The following is a 15,131-nucleotide window of genomic DNA, read 5'->3' as shown; positions in this document are numbered from 1 at the left end:
CATGATTCAAAACGCGCGTCAATTGATTGTTCTAAATCTGGCCGCGGCTACCGGCTATTTTGTCGGTGGCTGGCTGGGTACGCTGCTGGCTACGCCACCGAGTAATGCCAGTCCGATATGGCCCGCAGCCGGCGTGGCATTGGCGGCAGTGCTGACATGCGGCGAAGTCTTATTGCCCGGTATCTTTTTAGGCGCATTAATCACCCAGATCTATGCATTTCTCGACGAGTCGAATTTCGCAAAAATATCGGAATCTTTAGAAATAGGCATCTTGGCCGCTGTCGGTTCCTGTTTACAGGCCTGGTTCGGCATGTGGCTGATCAATCGTGGGGTAGGCAGAAACGATGCCTTGATCGAAGACGGAAAAATATTGAAGTTTTTCGGTTTGATGGCCGTCAGCTGCCTGACGTCTTCAACGATTGGAGTCATTGCGCTTTATTTTCGAGATGTCATCAGTGTTTCCAATCTGGCTAGCAGTTGGTCAACCTGGTGGGTAGGCGACACCATCGGGGTTTCAATTTTCACGCCTTTATTGCTGTTGTTCTTCGGCAAGCCTCGTAATATCTGGCAAGCGCGGCGTCGATTCGTGCTATACCCCTTACTACTAATATTATTGGTGGTCGTGGCGGCGTTTAAATTTAGTTTGCGTCAGGAAGATCAACGCATCGCGGATCTATTCAATCGTCAGGTCCAACTATTGCACAACGCAATCAACCAGCGCATGCATGAGCATTTATCCACCAACGCCATCATGAAAGCGCTGTTCGAAAGCTCAAAAAAGGTCGAACGCGATGAATTCGAGCGCTTTGCCGATTCGATTCTTGTTTTGCGGGACAGTGTTTTGGAATGGACGCCGCGAGTCACAGAAGCCGAGCGCCAACAATGGGAACAGACCCAGCGAGCCAAGATCCGCGAATTGTCGGGGTCTACGCTGATACCGTCCAAGCTAAAATCCGTTTATTTTCCGATTACCTATTTAGCGCCCCAAGCCGGTAATGAACGCGCGTTCGGATTCGACATCAATAGCAACCCGCACATAGCGCCGGTAATTGCCAAGGCTATGGATGACGGCGTAGCGATGGCATCGGATAGCATACATTTGATCCAAGATACCCATCAGCGTCCCGGCGTCGTGGTGTATACCCCGGTTTACCGTAAAAACTTGCCGGCAAATACCATCTCGGAACGCCGAAAAGCTTTTTCGGGTTTTGTCGCCAGCGTCTTCAGAATCGATACCGATATCGAGATGATTTATAGCTGGCTGGGCACGCAGGAAGTGCAGTTACTGCTGGAAATTTCCGACAACGGACAAGCGATATACAGCAATCTGCCGAAAGACTATCACCAGAATCTTCAGTTCGGTAAGCTGAGTCAAATCAAACAGATCGATTTTGCCGGCCAACATTGGCAGATGCGTTTTCTACCCTCCGCCGAATTCTTTCATCGTCAGCAATCGCTACTGAGTGGCTGGCTACTGTTGGGTGGATTGTTATTATGCGGCCTGACCGGCTTCGGCTTGCTTTTATTGACCGGCCGCACCGCCCGAGTTGAAGAATTAATCGCCGCACGTACGCGAGACTTATTCCTCACTAATCAAGCGCTGAATCAGGAAATTGCGATACGCCGCCAACACGAACACGAGTTGCGTGTTGCCGCTACGACATTTGAGTCCCATGAAGCCATCGCCGTCACCGATGCCGACGGCACTATCTTAAGAGTCAATCGAGCTTTTAGCGAAATCACCGGCTACAGTGCCCAGGAAGTCATAGGACAAAACCCTCGCATACTGTCATCGGGATATCATGACCGGCATTTTTATCAGGAAATGTATCGGGCATTAGAAAATAACAACCAATGGAAAGGCGAAATCTGGAATCGGCGTAAGAACGGCGAGGTGTTTCCGGAGATGCTTACGGTGACCGGCGTGCGGGACGAGAATAAAAAATTGACGCATTATGTCGCCATTTTTTCGGATGTCAGCGCGCAGAAAGCGGCCGAACAAAAGATTCATCATCTGGCCTTTTTCGATCCGTTAACCAACCTCCCCAACCGGCGTCTATTGCTGGATAGGCTGCAACATGAAATCGCAGCCGCTAAACGCCAGAAGCGCTATGGCGCACTACTGTTTCTCGACTTGGATCACTTCAAGAATCTTAACGATTCCAGAGGCCATCAAGTGGGCGATGAATTGCTGATTCAGGTTGCGCAGCGTCTAAAATCGATCATACGTAGCGAAGACACCGCCAGCCGCTTGGGCGGCGACGAATTTATCGTCATGGTTCCGGGGCGTTTTTCGAATTTGAAACAAGCGACTAACCACGTAGCCATACTGACGGAAAAAATATTATTGGCGATTAATCAGCCGTTTGTCGTACAAGGCAGCGAACACCACTTTTCCACCAGCATAGGCGTCACTCTTTATCCGGAAACAGTCGAGCAGCCCGAGGAAGTCATTCAGCAGGCGGACACCGCGATGTATCGCGCCAAGGAAAGCGGCCGAAACAGCATCAGCTTCTATCGCCCATTTATGCAAGAAGCAGCGGATAGAAGGCTGACATTGGAAAAAGAGATGCGGCAAGCGCTACAGGAAAATCAGTTCATTTTATATTACCAGCCGCAAGTGAACGAACAACGTAGAATCGTCAGCGCGGAAGCGTTGATTCGATGGCGGCATCCCAGCAAAGGCATGATCTCGCCCGCTGAATTTATTCCATTGGCGGAAGACACCCAACTCATTCTACCTATCGGCGCGTGGGTCTTAAAAGAAGCTTGCCGGCAAATCAAGGCTTGGGATAAAGAAGGCAAAGTAATAGACCATATTGCAGTCAACGTCAGCTCGAGACAATTTCGCCAAAAAAATTTCGTACAGCAAGTCAGACAGGCTTTATTGGATGCATGCATCGGCGCGGAGCGTTTGGTGATAGAGCTAACGGAAGGCTGCGTAATCGAGGATATTGACGATACTATCGCCAAGATGCATGCCCTGCAGATTATGGGCGTAAGAATCTCGATTGATGATTTCGGCATCGGTTATTCCTCTCTGTCCTATTTAAAAAGCCTGCCGCTGAGCCAGTTGAAAATAGACCAGAGCTTTGTTCGCCATATCAACGATTTGAACGCGGCGGTCATCGTGGAAACCATCATCATGATGACAAAGAGCTTGGGATTGAGCGTCATCGCCGAAGGCGTCGAAACCGAAGCCCAGATCGATTTCTTACAAGCTAAAGGTTGTTCATTTTTTCAAGGCTATTATTTCAGCCAACCGGTACCGGCCGAGAATTTTCAATTCGAAATTTAAAAAAATGCCGGAAAACCGGGAATGCCGACGCGTTGGATAATAAATGCGTTATCGCCTTCCTGATACGCCAACAATTTGCCTTCCCGCTGCCAGAGCTTAAAAGCCAAGGCATACGATAAAACCCGAATAGGGTAATCGCGCGGCAATTCTTTCAGATACGGCTGCATGGTGATGAAATCGTCGGCTCCGTACTGCTGCATAATGAAACGTAAGCCGCCGTTACGCGGACCTATGTTGTATGCCAATAAGCCCAAAAATAAATCCCCTTTCATTTCCGCCATGTAATGCTTTAAAGTCGCCGCTGCGATAAAGGTGTTGTGCCGGGAATTGGACAAATCCAACTCTTCCGTATCCAGTCGCCGGCTGGCCTGGTTCAAAATATGCTTTGGAACCGCTGTGATTTGAAATAGTCCATGGCCTCCGTCATGACTGGTTCTAGGCATAAACGAAGATTCTGTCGCTGCGACACCTTGCAGAATGTGCACATCCACATCAAAAGCCTTGCCGGCATCATTGATGTCGGCGTTAAAAACCATGGACCTGTCGATCATTTTTTGCAACTGTGCTTGGCTATGCCGGCGATACGCCGCGTAAATTTGATGCTCTAACGTGATCCGGGCAGCCTGCTGTTTGCCGCCTACCAAAGCACGCAGGTCGGAAAAGATCTGCTTCTGGCCTTGGTGAAAAACGAACCAGATCGTGCCTATACAGATAAACACGGCCAACACTGCCGGTAACATGCTTAGCCGTTCGCGCAGCCACAAACGCGACTTTATCCAGACCAGCAACAAAAACGCGGCGAAAACCACCCAGATTGCCACGGTCACGGCGAACGGCAACAAATGACTTAAAAAACTCGTTCCCGAAAATGAATGGGCGGACGAACCTAATGTCAACATGGTTCCGGCCAGCGCGGAAATTGCTAATGCCGTCCACTCCAGGCCGATCAGCAACAAGCTTTTGCGGCTCCAAAAGTTAAAGGGGCGTTGCCGTTTACGGGCTGCCGCTTTTTTGATGCTCCGGTTCGCCCCTTTTTCTCGCGGGCGCGACGTCTTAGCCGCGTTTTTAGGGGCCGGCTTCCGACTGATCGATAAAGATTTAGGATTATTGGCCAAGGGGACGGGCTTGGCGACGCTGATCTTTTCCTACTCTAAACAAGCTCAAAACTAGCCGGGAGGAGGAAGTCATATCAACATTCACCTTGTGCAAATAAAAAACACTGGCATTATAGCGAACAGTTTTTTCAAGGCCGAGGTGAATTCACGTGTTAGGCAGTTTACAAAAAATGATTGCAGAACCGGCCGGGCCGGTCGAATACAGCTTGCCGGTCGGGGAAAACCGGCTGGCGCTAAACCCGCTGCTAGGGCAAGCGTTAGCCTTGCGTTACAGCGGGCAAATCTTTTGTGTACATTGCGGACAAAAGACCAAAAAGAGCTTCAATCAGGGTTATTGCTATCCCTGCTTTATCAAGCTGGCTCAATGCGATATGTGCATCATGAAACCCGAGACCTGTCATTATGCGGCAGGGACTTGCCGCGAACCGGATTGGGGAGAGGCATTTTGTTTTCAGCCGCATTTCGTTTATCTGGCCAATTCGTCGGGACTCAAAGTCGGCATTACTCGACAATCGCAAATTCCGACACGCTGGATAGACCAGGGCGCCATCCAAGCCATGCCCGTATTTAAAGTGCCTTCCAGGCACATATCGGGACTGGTGGAAGTCGTTCTGGCCGAGCATGTCAGCGATAAAACCAGCTGGCAGCAAATGCTAAAAAACCGGGTGGAACCGCTGGATTTACCGCATATGCGAGATCAGTTGCTAAACAAATGCGCCGGTAAATTGGCCGAGATCCGTGAACGATACGGTGACGAGGCCATGGAGTTATTGGGGAATGCGGAAATACGCGATATTGAATATCCGGTCATGCAATACCCGGTCAAAGTCAAATCCTTTAATTTCGATAAAGATCCGCTTGTATCGGGCATATTGGAAGGCATCAAAGGCCAATATCTGATATTTAACAATGGCGTGATCAATATCCGCAAATTCGCCGGTTATCAAGTGGAAGTCGAGGTTTAGCCAATATCCGTGCTAAGCCGCAGCGCACGGACAAGCGCCCGCCAACTTTGCAATTTTTGTTGATATGACAAGGCGGCGTGGGCCGGGCTGGTCGACGGCAAACGCTGTAGGCTTGGCGCGCACTCATCCAAGCCGATCAACACCAGGCGGCGAAATGCTTGTTCGGCCGTCGCGCCGTTGAAAAAAATATGGGTAATGCCTGGGTGGGATGCTAAAAATCCTTTGAAATCGTTGGCGACGATAGACTCTTTGGCGATTGCAGCGTCCAGGCTGCCCGGCCTATAGCAAGACCTCATGACATCCCATAAAGCGATATTGGCATCGATCAGCATCCGCGTTTTCGCGGCATAATCCGGCAACAGCGTTGCACCGAGCAATTCCGTTATAATCGGCCAGAATTGGTTGCGGGGATGGGCGTAATATTGGCCGGCTTCCAAAGAGGCTTTTCCCGGTATGCTGCCGAGAATCAGCACACGGGCGTTTCGGTCGGCGATAGGCGGAAAACTTTGAATATCTGCCATCTTCGGCTACAACTCGTCTTCCGCCAAACCGAATTTATCGGATAATTTCAACAACACGTACAAAGCCCCGGTGCCTCCCGCATCGCGCGGCGCCGAGCAAAAAGCCAGCACATCCTTATGCTGGCGCAGCCACAAATTGATATCGTTTTTCAGCACCGGTTGATTGTCCGGCGAGTTATAGCCCTTACCGTGGATGATTTGCACGCAACGGCAGCCATCCTCCACGCAAACATGCAAAAAGCGCAGCAGCTGATATTGCGCTTCGCGGCTGGTCAAGCCGTGCAAATCGATGTCCGCATCTAATCCGTAATAACCCTTACGCAGCTTCTTCAATACGCTTTTTTGCAAGCCTGGCGCCAGAAAGCCGACCTTATCTTCCTGGAATAGGGTTTCCAGGCCTGCTTCCACTTCGTTTTGCAACGGGTTGATCTGCTCCAGCGGTTTAAAAGACGGAACGGGGCGCGGTTTCTTGTTCGGCTGGAGGACTACCGTGTTGGTTTCGACTGGCTTGACCTTACCAACACTACTTCTGAATAAGGCGACATCATCGGGCGTAGGCGTTTTTTTTGTCACGTAAGCTGCTGGTTTTGCGGTTTTTTTGCTAAGATGCTGCAATTTTATAGCGTTTCAAAGCAGTATGCACATTCTGATCAGCAACGACGATGGATATTTAGCTCAGGGCATCAATGCCCTGGCGGTTGCATTAGGACAATATGCCGAAGTCTCCGTGGTTTGCCCGGACAGGAACCGTAGCGCGGCGAGCAATTCCTTAACCTTGGACATGCCGCTCCGCGCCACACCTTGCGATAATGGCTTTGTGCGGGTCGACGGCACCCCGACCGACTGCGTCCATCTAGCCATTACCGGTTTGTTGGATCACGAGCCCGATATGGTATTCGCCGGTATAAATCACGGCGCCAATCTGGGCGATGACGTGCTGTATTCCGGCACGGTAGCCGCCGCAACCGAGGGCCGTTTTCTCGGTTTGCCTGCCATAGCCATCTCGCTGGTCGGCAGCGACCCTAAGCATTTCGATACCGCCGCGCAAGTGGCCATCAGCTTGATGCGCAAAATTCAGTCCCATCCGCTGCCTGAAGATACGCTTTTGAACGTCAATGTACCCGACTTGCCTCTCACCGAAATCAGAGGCTATCAATCGACCCGGCTCGGCGCCCGCCATAAAGCGGAAGCGGTCATCCGCAGCAGCGATCCCAGAGGACAGACGATTTATTGGGTAGGTCCGCCGGGTAGCGAGCAAGACGCCGGCCCCGGTACCGATTTCGATGCAATCCGCAACGGCTATGTGTCTATTACGCCTTTGCGACTCGATTTAACCCGCTATGACCGTTTGGACAGCTTACGCGACTGGCTGGCAACGGAGGCAAGCGCATGAAGCACCGCTTACAAGGCAGCGGCATGACCTCCCGGCGCACTCGCGGACGCATGGTGTCTCGCCTGAGACAACAAGGCATTACCAACAGCAAGGTCCTTTCGGTAATGACCGAGATTCCGCGGCATATTTTCGTCGATGAAGCCTTGGAAAGCCGCGCGTACGAGGACACGGCCCTGCCGATAGGTCATAATCAAACCATATCGCAGCCTTATATCGTCGCCAAAATGACCGAATTATTGCTGGAAAAAGGCCATTTGGGCAAAGTATTGGAAATTGGCACCGGCTGCGGCTATCAAACCGCGATCCTGGCTAAACTTGCCGATCAAGTTTATTCGGTCGAGCGCATCGCGCCGCTAATGAAAAAGGCGCGCGATCTATTATGGGAGCTCAACATCAAAACCGTCGGCTTCAAACACAGCGACGGCAGTTGGGGCTGGCCTGAACATGCGCCGTTCGACGCCATACTGGCCGCTGCGGCGCCGGCGGAAATTCCTGAAGCCTTGCTGCTTCAGATGAGCATTGGCGGCGTGATGGTGATTCCTATCGGGCTGGAAGGAAAACAAGAACTGCATCGGGTGACGCGTACCGAAGATGGCTTCATTGATGAAGTCCTGGAGAAAGTCAGTTTCGTCCCGTTTTTATCGGGTGTCAGCCTCTAACTGCTACGGTTGGTATCTTTCATCGAACGGATCGCCGTCAACCGGCGCGCTCATTTTTAACCTCATACTCAAGATCAAACCTTATATCGTGTTATGCTTAAGCCATAGCTAACGTCTAGCGAGGTGATCCAATGGGCCGGTATGATCAATTTGAACCCAAAAAACCGAGCGGCGCCCTGATCGGCTTGATACTGCTCGTTTTAGCAGCGGGATTTGCCTGGTATTACTTTAGCAAGCCGGTCCCGAGCGAAACCGCACCTGAAAGGAGAGAGCTGGCCTTACCGTCGTTACCTTCCGAAATGCCCGCTACGCAAGCCTTGTCCGAGCAAACAGTTGAAAATCCATCGGACCCGAATTCAACCGATCCGAATGTTCAAGCCGTACCGGAACAAGCCGTCGAACTACCCGAACTAGCGAAAAGCGATTCGACGTTTCGCGAAGCCGTGCTGGCGATTTCTCCCGGATTAGCGCCATGGTTGAAAACCAAGCAAATCATTCGGAGATATGTCACGATAGCCAACGACTTCTCCCAAGGTTTGTGGCTGGAAAAACATATGCGGTTTCTAAAGCACGCACAGCCCTTCAGCGTCGACAAAACCGATCAAGGCGTATTCATCGCAAAGGAAAGTTACCATCGTTACGACGCGTTAGCGTCGGCTATCGACGCTATCGATGCGAAAAAGGCAATGGCGGTTTACCAGCGATACAAACCTCTGCTACAAGAAGTCTATGACGGTTTCGGCTATCCGCCGGAACGACCGCTGGAAGACATTTTTTTAAAATCCGCGTCTCAAATTTTGGCGGCTCCGGTAATAGAACAGCCGATTGCTGTGGTTCGGCCGTCTGTGTACTACAAATTTGCTAACGACAAGCTGGAAAAGTTAAGCCCCGTTAGCAAGCAAATGCTGCGCATGGGCCCTAATAACACCCGCGTCATCCAAGACAAAGTCAGGCAATTGGTTCAAGAATTAGTTAGCTTGAAAGATTGACTTCGAAATCCATTGCAAGCGATTAAGAGAACATCGCCGCGCCAGGCTATTCCGCTTTCCAATGGCCGGATTTACCGCCGCTCTTTTCGAGTAAACGCACCGATCGTATCACCATGCCGCGATCAACCGCTTTGCACATGTCGTAGACCGTTAGCAAGGCGATTTGGGTCGCCGTTAACGCCTCCATCTCGACGCCGGTCTGTCCTGTGGTTTTTATCGTGGTCAGGCAACGGACACGGTTTTGTTCCGGCTGAGGTTGTAACTGAATTTCGACGTGCGTAATCGGGAGCGGATGGCACAGAGGAATCAGGTCCGCGGTTCTTTTACTGGCCATAATGCCTGCTATACGGGCAATACCCAGTACATCGCCTTTTTTGTGGCTACCTGCCATAATCAAGGCTAGAGTATCCGGCAACATTTCGATGAAACCTTCGCATATCGCAACACGTTGCGTGGTCGCCTTATCGCCGACATCGACCATATGCGCTTCGCCGGCTGAGTTAAAATGGTTGAGAGCGGAATTGGCCATGATTTTAGTAGGTCTTAAAAAAGTTCATTGTATTTTGGGTAAACAAATATGTCGATAAAAGTCCGCTATTTTGCCAGCTTAAAAGAGTACGTCGGCCGCGCGGAGGACGAACTATCCGTTTCAACGCCAATTTCGGCAAGCGCCATTTGGAGCCGATTAAATCCCCATCTAGCTATGCCGGACAACATACTGGCCGCGGTCAACATGGATTACGTCAAACTGGAAGCCGAGGTGTCGGACGGAGACGAGTTAGCGTTTTTTCCGCCGGTGACAGGAGGTTAAGATGCTTATTCGGCTCAGCGAACAAAACTTTAATCCGTGGCAAGCGATACAGGAACATCAAAACAGCCGCTCCCTACTTGCAGGTAAATTTGGTGCCACTAGCGTATTCGTCGGCACCATGCGCGATTTCAATCAAGGTGACGGCGTAAAAAGCATGTTGCTGGAACATTACCCGGGCATGACCGAAAAACAGCTAGGGCGCATCGTCGAACAGGCCGAAAACCGCTGGCGGATTTTGGACTGTCTGTTAATACACCGGGTCGGTGTAGTGTGTCCGGATGACGTTTTGGTTTTGGTAGCGGTTTGGTCGGTACACCGCGGCGATGCTTTCGACGCGAGTCGTTCCATTATGGAAAATTTAAAGAAACAAGCCCCTTTCTGGAAAAAAGAAACCCTGGCATCCGGCGAGCAGCGTTGGGTCGAAAAAAATAGCGACGGCTACACGCATAAAAAATGACCGCTTACCGCGTTTGTTTCCGCCGAATTGGAAGCAGACTCCAAACCTATGAACAGTTCGACAGGCATTGCGCCAATGCCAGAGTAATCGGAGCATCCGATCTCATGTAAACTTAGCGGGTAACCAGCCACGCTCGACGCAATCGCGAAAACTCCAGTGCAGCATGGTTTCGGTTTTATAACTCCAAAAAAACCAGCCTAGATATTTTTCAAAACAGAGCAATTGTGCGGCGGCATAAGCACGATAGGCCATGTTCAATTGAAATTCGTCCATGCCTGCCTGCGGTGAGTCAAATGCGCCGTTGGCCCAGATTTCTGTCATTTTTAAATCCAGACCCAAACTCCATTCGCCGACGAAAGTCGGAATGCCGGCATGGGTGATGATGTCTTCGGCCTCGTTCTTCCAATCGATGACCGTTTTTCCTAGATGAGCAAAGATATCTAGCTCGATATCTTCTTTAACGAAGCATTGATAGCGATGAATGTCGAATATCACATTCCGAAACTCGGCCCCAGACATGAAACCTTCGTACTCGCGAAAACTACGAAACCCGTCATGGAATATCACCGCGATGTTTTCGGCGCAATGCTTGCGTATGCTTCGATACCCGGCCAGGGTATAGCGCTTCAGCAGACCGGTTTCGATATCCCAACGCGGCTCGTTCAAAACTTCTATGCCGTGCAAGGCGGGATGATGGCCGTATCTTCGCGCCAAACGCTCCAAGATGATTAGGGAATAGTCGATATAGTCTTTTTGAGTGTGCCACTCGCAAACATCTTGAATGCCGCCGTTATCGAAACCGTTTTGGCAACCCGGCGCCGCATGCAGGTCGACGATAACCGACAATCCGAACTCTTCCGCCCAAGCAAACGCTCGATCTAAAAACTCGATTCCGCCTTGCACGAAAGGGTAGCGGCGGTCGCCAAAACTGGCATGATAGGGATAGTCCGCGCTGAATAACCAATAGCCGACCGGGATTCTAACCGCATTGATGCCCAAATCGGCCAACCAGCTCAAATCATCGCGGCCGATAAAAGTCCGCCAGTGCCGTTTTAGAATAGCATCGGCTTTCGCGCCTAATTCCACGCACCAACCGGTTTCATCTCGGGCAGCAAGCCCGGCAAACAAGCTAGGCGTCATCCATTTTTCTAGAACCAACCACCCGCCAAGATTGACGCCGCGCAGATTCTTATTCGTCTGATCGACCTTGTCCGGCATCGTAACGGCTGTTCTTAGTCCAAAACGATCCTACGCTTATGCATCGCTTGTATCGTCGGTTGTTTGGTGATTGTCAACAACGCCGAGTCGGGCAATTTTTTATTTAAAATTTTAATCATGGTGACTTCGCCATCGGGATCCAGCGAATCGAAAGCCTCCTGCATCATGATCCATTTCGGCTGTTGCAACAAAACGCGAACCAGCCCCAAACGCTGCTGTTGTTCACGCTCCAAATTTTTTTCCCAATCGCCGGTATCGTCTAATTGGGTCAGCAATTCGGATACACCGGCCATGTTCAGCGCTTCTTCCAATTCGTCCGAGCTAAACTCATCCGAACCGGAAGGATAGCAAATCGCGTCACGTAACGGTCCTGTCGGTAGGAACGGCCTTGGAGGCATAAAGAATAACGGCTCGTCGTCGGGCAGCTCAACGATGCCCTCGCCCCAAGGCCATAAGCCGGCTATCGCTTTGAATAACTTGTTTCCGGTAAAAGCGTTACCTGCGATCAATACTCGTTCACCCGGCCTGATTTCCTCATTCAGATGAGAAATACAGATAATCCCATCCAAGCGAGTCAGGCATAAGTTGTTGAATCGCAGTAAAGATTGATCTTTTTTCTCCAGATGAATGCGATGAGGATCCGGTTTCGCAATTTCTTGCTCCAGCTGGTCCAACGCCTTCGTAAGACCAAGCACGCGCTCCACGGAAGCGCGCCATTCCGCTACGCGGCCCATGTTATCGACCGGCCACGACAACGCCGAAACCATATGCTGGAACGACTGTGCGGATTGCATCAATGCACCTAGGGTAATACTGCCAAGGATATAGCGAGGTGCCGCGACTAAAACGGGAAATGCCATCGATAACACGGAATAGCCGGAACTAAACATCATGATCCGCTCCCAGGCTTTGGTCTGTTGGTTCCAGGCGCCGATGATGTCGCTGAATAAATGATGAAAATGCGGGTTTTCATGGCGCTCGCCGTGAATCATGGCAATGGCCAGAGAGTTTTCACGCGCTTTAACCAAGGCAAAACGGAAATTGGCTTCGACCGTTTGCCTATTGTCTGTCGCTTCGGTCAATGGCCGGCCTATCCACCACCCCAAAGTCGACGCGCTGGCGGCGTAAATCAACGCAATCCAGACCAAGTGACCCTCGATATCCAGTTCCCAGAAACCCAGGTCTAGCGTTACGGTACCCGATAAGTCCCACAAAATTTCGGTGAAACTAATCAATAACAACAGGCTGTATACCAAGCTATGGATCAGGTCGATAGCGGACTCGGTAGCGATTCGGATATCCTCGGCTATGCGTCCATCCGGATTATCATGGTTGCCTGCAATATGAGTGACCAGATAATGGCGTCCATCGCGCATCCATTTTCCAATCAATTTGTCGGTCAGCCACCCGCGCCAATCCAGCTGAATATGCCGTTTGACTTTTAAATGAGTTGCGGTAACCGCGATATTGGCGATAAAGATTAAGATGATTAAGCCGATCTGGACAAAAAACGTGGACATTGAACGCTGATCGAGTGCGTCGAATAAATCGGCGCTCCAAATGGTGATCACGACCGAAATGACAATTTGCAAAATGGTCAATAAAAACAGCACCAGCGATAAACCACGTATGGTTTTCTTGTTTTCGGAATTCCAAAACGGTCCGGCAAGCTGGATGAATTTTATGAAAAAATTGCTGGTATTTTGCAAATCCATACGTATAACTTAAGGTCAATCAACGAAATTCCGGATACCTTATAACAATTCCGATAAAAGCGTAACGAAAAATCAAGGGCGGCGGGTATCAGCGTGGACTTGCGCTAAAATATATGCTCGAAAACCGATATGGGACTTGAAGCCGGTAGCCGGCTTCGATCGGTCGTTCGAATTAGCGTTTCATTGAATCGAAAAATTCAGCGTTGGTTTTAAAATCCTTCAATTTACCGAGTAGAAATTCGGAAGCGGCCAGCTCATCCATAGGCTGCAGAATCTTGCGCAAAATCCAAGTTTTTTGTAGCTCATCGGGGTCAACTAGATATTCTTCGCGCCGGGTACCGGAACGATTGATATTGATGGCGGGATAAATACGTTTTTCCGCGATCTTACGTTCGAGATGCAATTCCATGTTACCGGTACCCTTGAACTCCTCAAAGATCACTTCATCCATCCGAGAACCGGTTTCAATCAAGGCAGTCGCAATAATAGTCAAGCTGCCGCCTTCTTCGATGTTTCTGGCCGCACCAAAAAAGCGCTTTGGTTTTTCTAAGGCATTGGCATCGACGCCGCCCGACAGAAGTTTGCCCGACGAAGGCACCACCATATTGTATGCGCGAGCCAGACGAGTGATGGAGTCTAACAGAATAACCACATCGTGTTTGTGCTCTACCAAACGCCGGGCTTTTTCAATAACCATATCGGCGACTTGAACATGCCGAGTCGCGGGTTCGTCGAAGGTACTGGAAATGACTTCGCCGCGAACACAGCGCTCCATTTCCGTCACCTCTTCGGGGCGTTCATCGATCAATAATACAATCAAATAGCATTCCGGATTATTCTCTGCAATTGCATGCGCAATGCTTTGCATGATCATGGTCTTACCGGCCTTCGGCGGCGAAACGATCAACCCCCTCTGGCCTTTGCCGATGGGCGCGATCAAGTCGATCATTCTCGCAGTCAAGTCTTCGCTGGTGCCGTTACCTTGTTCTAGACGAAAACGCTTGTTGGCGAAAAGCGGCGTCAGGTTGGAAAAAGAAATCTTGTTCTTGGCATGTTCCGGCGACTCAAAGTTGATGCTTTCAACCTTCAGCATCGCAAAATAGCGTTCTCCTTCTTTCGGCGGACGGATTTTCCCACTAACGGTATCGCCTGTCCGCAAACCGAAACGCCTGATTTGGCTGGGAGACACGTAAATATCATCGGGACCGGCCAAATAGGAACAGCCGGGGGTACGCAAAAACCCGAATCCATCCTGCAATATTTCCAGCACACCATCGCCGTAGATGTCTTCTCCGCTTTTAGCCTGCTTTTTCAGGATAGAGAAGATCAATTCCTGCTTTCGGGCTCTATCAATATTTTCTAGACCTAAAGATTCTGCGATTGAGATAATTTCACTGACTTGTTTAAGTTTTAACTCGGTAAGATTCATATGAACAAAGAGAAATGAAGAAAAGCAAAACGGCGTGAAACCGTTTACGGCAGAGGTGTTTATTGGAATAAATGTCGGGGTTTGAGGATGCGAAGAAGCAAGCAGCTATGATTTTAGCGCAACAACCGGACTTATCAAAATGATTTTGACAAGCCCGGCAAATTCGGGTGAATAGACGTTAAATATTGCTATCGATAAACGCAGTCAATTGAGATTTGGTCAGAGCACCTACTTTAGTCGCTTCCACTTCACCATCTTTAAATAACATCAGTGTGGGAATGCCGCGTACACCGTAATGTTGAGGCGTTTTTGGGTTCTCATCGATGTTTAATTTAGCAATTGTCAATTTGCCTTGGTATTCAGCTGCCACTTCATCCAGAACTGGGGCGATCATTTTACATGGCCCGCACCATTCAGCCCAATAATCGACCAGAATCGGCCCGCCGGCTTTCAAGACGGTATCGTTAAAATCAGCATCAGATACATGAAGGACTAAGTCGCTCACGCCGCTCTCCAATAGTTTACAAAATAAAAACTATAGTTTTGTCGCCCAACAATTGT

15 protein-coding genes are annotated in these 15,131 nt (G+C 50.1%); 7 read left to right on the top strand and 8 right to left on the bottom strand.

Going from position 1 to position 15,131, the window contains the following annotated elements; translation table 11 throughout:
- Position 1: 1 nt before the first annotated feature.
- The gene (locus tag ACW73I_RS10825; RefSeq protein ID WP_458029333.1) at positions 2-3,298 is read left to right on the top strand and encodes an EAL domain-containing protein; all 3,297 of its coding nucleotides are present in this window, start codon (positions 2-4) and stop codon (positions 3,296-3,298) included.
- Here ACW73I_RS10825 and ACW73I_RS10820 read toward each other — a convergent pair.
- On the bottom strand, positions 3,295-4,254 hold the full coding sequence (locus ACW73I_RS10820; RefSeq protein WP_458029332.1) for a transglycosylase SLT domain-containing protein: 960 nt from the start codon (positions 4,252-4,254) through the stop codon (positions 3,295-3,297). The genes ACW73I_RS10825 and ACW73I_RS10820 overlap by 4 nt on opposite strands.
- Positions 4,255-4,562: 308 nt before the next feature.
- On the opposite strand from ACW73I_RS10820, the gene ACW73I_RS10815 reads away from it, so the two are divergent.
- On the top strand, positions 4,563-5,378 hold the full coding sequence (locus ACW73I_RS10815; RefSeq protein ID WP_458029331.1) for a DUF2797 domain-containing protein: 816 nt from the start codon (positions 4,563-4,565) through the stop codon (positions 5,376-5,378).
- Here ACW73I_RS10815 and ACW73I_RS10810 read toward each other — a convergent pair.
- On the bottom strand, positions 5,375-5,899 hold the full coding sequence (locus ACW73I_RS10810; RefSeq protein WP_458029330.1) for a DNA-deoxyinosine glycosylase: 525 nt from the start codon (positions 5,897-5,899) through the stop codon (positions 5,375-5,377). The two genes, ACW73I_RS10815 and ACW73I_RS10810, sit on opposite strands and share 4 nt — an antisense overlap.
- Positions 5,900-5,905: 6 nt before the next feature.
- Complete coding sequence (locus tag ACW73I_RS10805; RefSeq protein WP_458029329.1) at positions 5,906-6,472, bottom strand: Smr/MutS family protein; 567 nt, start codon at positions 6,470-6,472, stop codon at positions 5,906-5,908.
- A 64-nt stretch (positions 6,473-6,536) separates the two neighbouring features.
- On the opposite strand from ACW73I_RS10805, the gene surE reads away from it, so the two are divergent.
- The 3 genes from surE (at position 6,537) to ACW73I_RS10790 (ending at position 8,940) form a co-directional block, all read left to right on the top strand.
- Positions 6,537-7,292, top strand: coding sequence for a 5'/3'-nucleotidase SurE (gene surE / locus ACW73I_RS10800; RefSeq protein WP_458029328.1), 756 nt, complete (start codon positions 6,537-6,539; stop codon positions 7,290-7,292).
- Positions 7,289-7,951, top strand: coding sequence for a protein-L-isoaspartate(D-aspartate) O-methyltransferase (locus ACW73I_RS10795; protein ID WP_458029327.1), 663 nt, complete (start codon positions 7,289-7,291; stop codon positions 7,949-7,951). Before surE ends, ACW73I_RS10795 begins: the two co-directional genes overlap by 4 nt.
- A 131-nt stretch (positions 7,952-8,082) precedes the next feature.
- Positions 8,083-8,940 (top strand): DUF3014 domain-containing protein, encoded by an 858-nt coding sequence (locus ACW73I_RS10790; RefSeq protein WP_458029325.1) that lies wholly within the window; start codon positions 8,083-8,085, stop codon positions 8,938-8,940.
- A gap of 46 nt (positions 8,941-8,986) precedes the next feature.
- Here ACW73I_RS10790 and moaC read toward each other — a convergent pair whose 3' ends face one another.
- The gene (moaC, locus tag ACW73I_RS10785) at positions 8,987-9,469 is read right to left on the bottom strand and encodes a cyclic pyranopterin monophosphate synthase MoaC (RefSeq protein WP_458029323.1); all 483 of its coding nucleotides are present in this window, start codon (positions 9,467-9,469) and stop codon (positions 8,987-8,989) included.
- A 48-nt stretch (positions 9,470-9,517) separates the two neighbouring features.
- Between moaC and ACW73I_RS10780 the strand changes: the two genes are divergently transcribed.
- Positions 9,518-9,751: a MoaD/ThiS family protein gene (locus ACW73I_RS10780; RefSeq protein WP_458029322.1), complete on the top strand. Its 234-nt coding sequence runs from the start codon at positions 9,518-9,520 to the stop codon at positions 9,749-9,751.
- A gap of 1 nt (position 9,752) precedes the next feature.
- On the top strand, positions 9,753-10,208 hold the full coding sequence (locus ACW73I_RS10775) for a molybdenum cofactor biosynthesis protein MoaE (RefSeq protein ID WP_458029320.1): 456 nt from the start codon (positions 9,753-9,755) through the stop codon (positions 10,206-10,208).
- A 102-nt stretch (positions 10,209-10,310) separates the two neighbouring features.
- Here the strand turns inward: ACW73I_RS10775 and ACW73I_RS10770 are convergent, their stop codons facing one another.
- The 4 genes from ACW73I_RS10770 to trxA form a co-directional block, all read right to left on the bottom strand.
- On the bottom strand, positions 10,311-11,426 hold the full coding sequence (locus tag ACW73I_RS10770; RefSeq protein ID WP_458029319.1) for a glycoside hydrolase family 5 protein: 1,116 nt from the start codon (positions 11,424-11,426) through the stop codon (positions 10,311-10,313).
- 14 nt (positions 11,427-11,440) lie between these two features.
- Entirely contained in the window at positions 11,441-13,141 is a 1,701-nt protein-coding gene (locus ACW73I_RS10765; protein ID WP_458029318.1) for an ABC transporter ATP-binding protein/permease, read from the bottom strand.
- A 172-nt stretch (positions 13,142-13,313) separates the two neighbouring features.
- Positions 13,314-14,570: a transcription termination factor Rho gene (rho, locus tag ACW73I_RS10760; RefSeq protein WP_458029317.1), complete on the bottom strand. Its 1,257-nt coding sequence runs from the start codon at positions 14,568-14,570 to the stop codon at positions 13,314-13,316.
- 178 nt (positions 14,571-14,748) lie between these two features.
- Positions 14,749-15,075, bottom strand: coding sequence for a thioredoxin TrxA (trxA, locus tag ACW73I_RS10755; RefSeq protein ID WP_458029316.1), 327 nt, complete (start codon positions 15,073-15,075; stop codon positions 14,749-14,751).
- Positions 15,076-15,131: the final 56 nt, after the last annotated feature.

It is taken from the genome of Methylomonas sp. MgM2 (genome assembly GCF_054172045.1).
The sequence above is the reverse complement of the archived record's forward strand: the minus strand, read 5'-3'. Positions and strand labels throughout refer to the sequence as shown.

What these genes read in the sequence shown, in the direction of transcription:
- ACW73I_RS10825 (WP_458029333.1), top strand. Translation starts at nt 2, where the DNA reads ATGATTCAAAACGCGCGTCAATTGATTGTTCTAAATCTGGCCGCGGCT.
- surE (WP_458029328.1), top strand. Translation starts at nt 6,537, where the DNA reads ATGCACATTCTGATCAGCAACGACGATGGATATTTAGCTCAGGGCATC.
- ACW73I_RS10810 (WP_458029330.1), bottom strand. Translation starts at nt 5,899, where the DNA reads ATGGCAGATATTCAAAGTTTTCCGCCTATCGCCGACCGAAACGCCCGT.
- ACW73I_RS10765 (WP_458029318.1), bottom strand. Translation starts at nt 13,141, where the DNA reads ATGGATTTGCAAAATACCAGCAATTTTTTCATAAAATTCATCCAGCTT.
- rho (WP_458029317.1), bottom strand. Translation starts at nt 14,570, where the DNA reads ATGAATCTTACCGAGTTAAAACTTAAACAAGTCAGTGAAATTATCTCA.
- ACW73I_RS10775 (WP_458029320.1), top strand. Translation starts at nt 9,753, where the DNA reads ATGCTTATTCGGCTCAGCGAACAAAACTTTAATCCGTGGCAAGCGATA.
- moaC (WP_458029323.1), bottom strand. Translation starts at nt 9,469, where the DNA reads ATGGCCAATTCCGCTCTCAACCATTTTAACTCAGCCGGCGAAGCGCAT.
- ACW73I_RS10795 (WP_458029327.1), top strand. Translation starts at nt 7,289, where the DNA reads ATGAAGCACCGCTTACAAGGCAGCGGCATGACCTCCCGGCGCACTCGC.
- ACW73I_RS10770 (WP_458029319.1), bottom strand. Translation starts at nt 11,426, where the DNA reads ATGCCGGACAAGGTCGATCAGACGAATAAGAATCTGCGCGGCGTCAAT.
- ACW73I_RS10790 (WP_458029325.1), top strand. Translation starts at nt 8,083, where the DNA reads ATGGGCCGGTATGATCAATTTGAACCCAAAAAACCGAGCGGCGCCCTG.
- ACW73I_RS10780 (WP_458029322.1), top strand. Translation starts at nt 9,518, where the DNA reads ATGTCGATAAAAGTCCGCTATTTTGCCAGCTTAAAAGAGTACGTCGGC.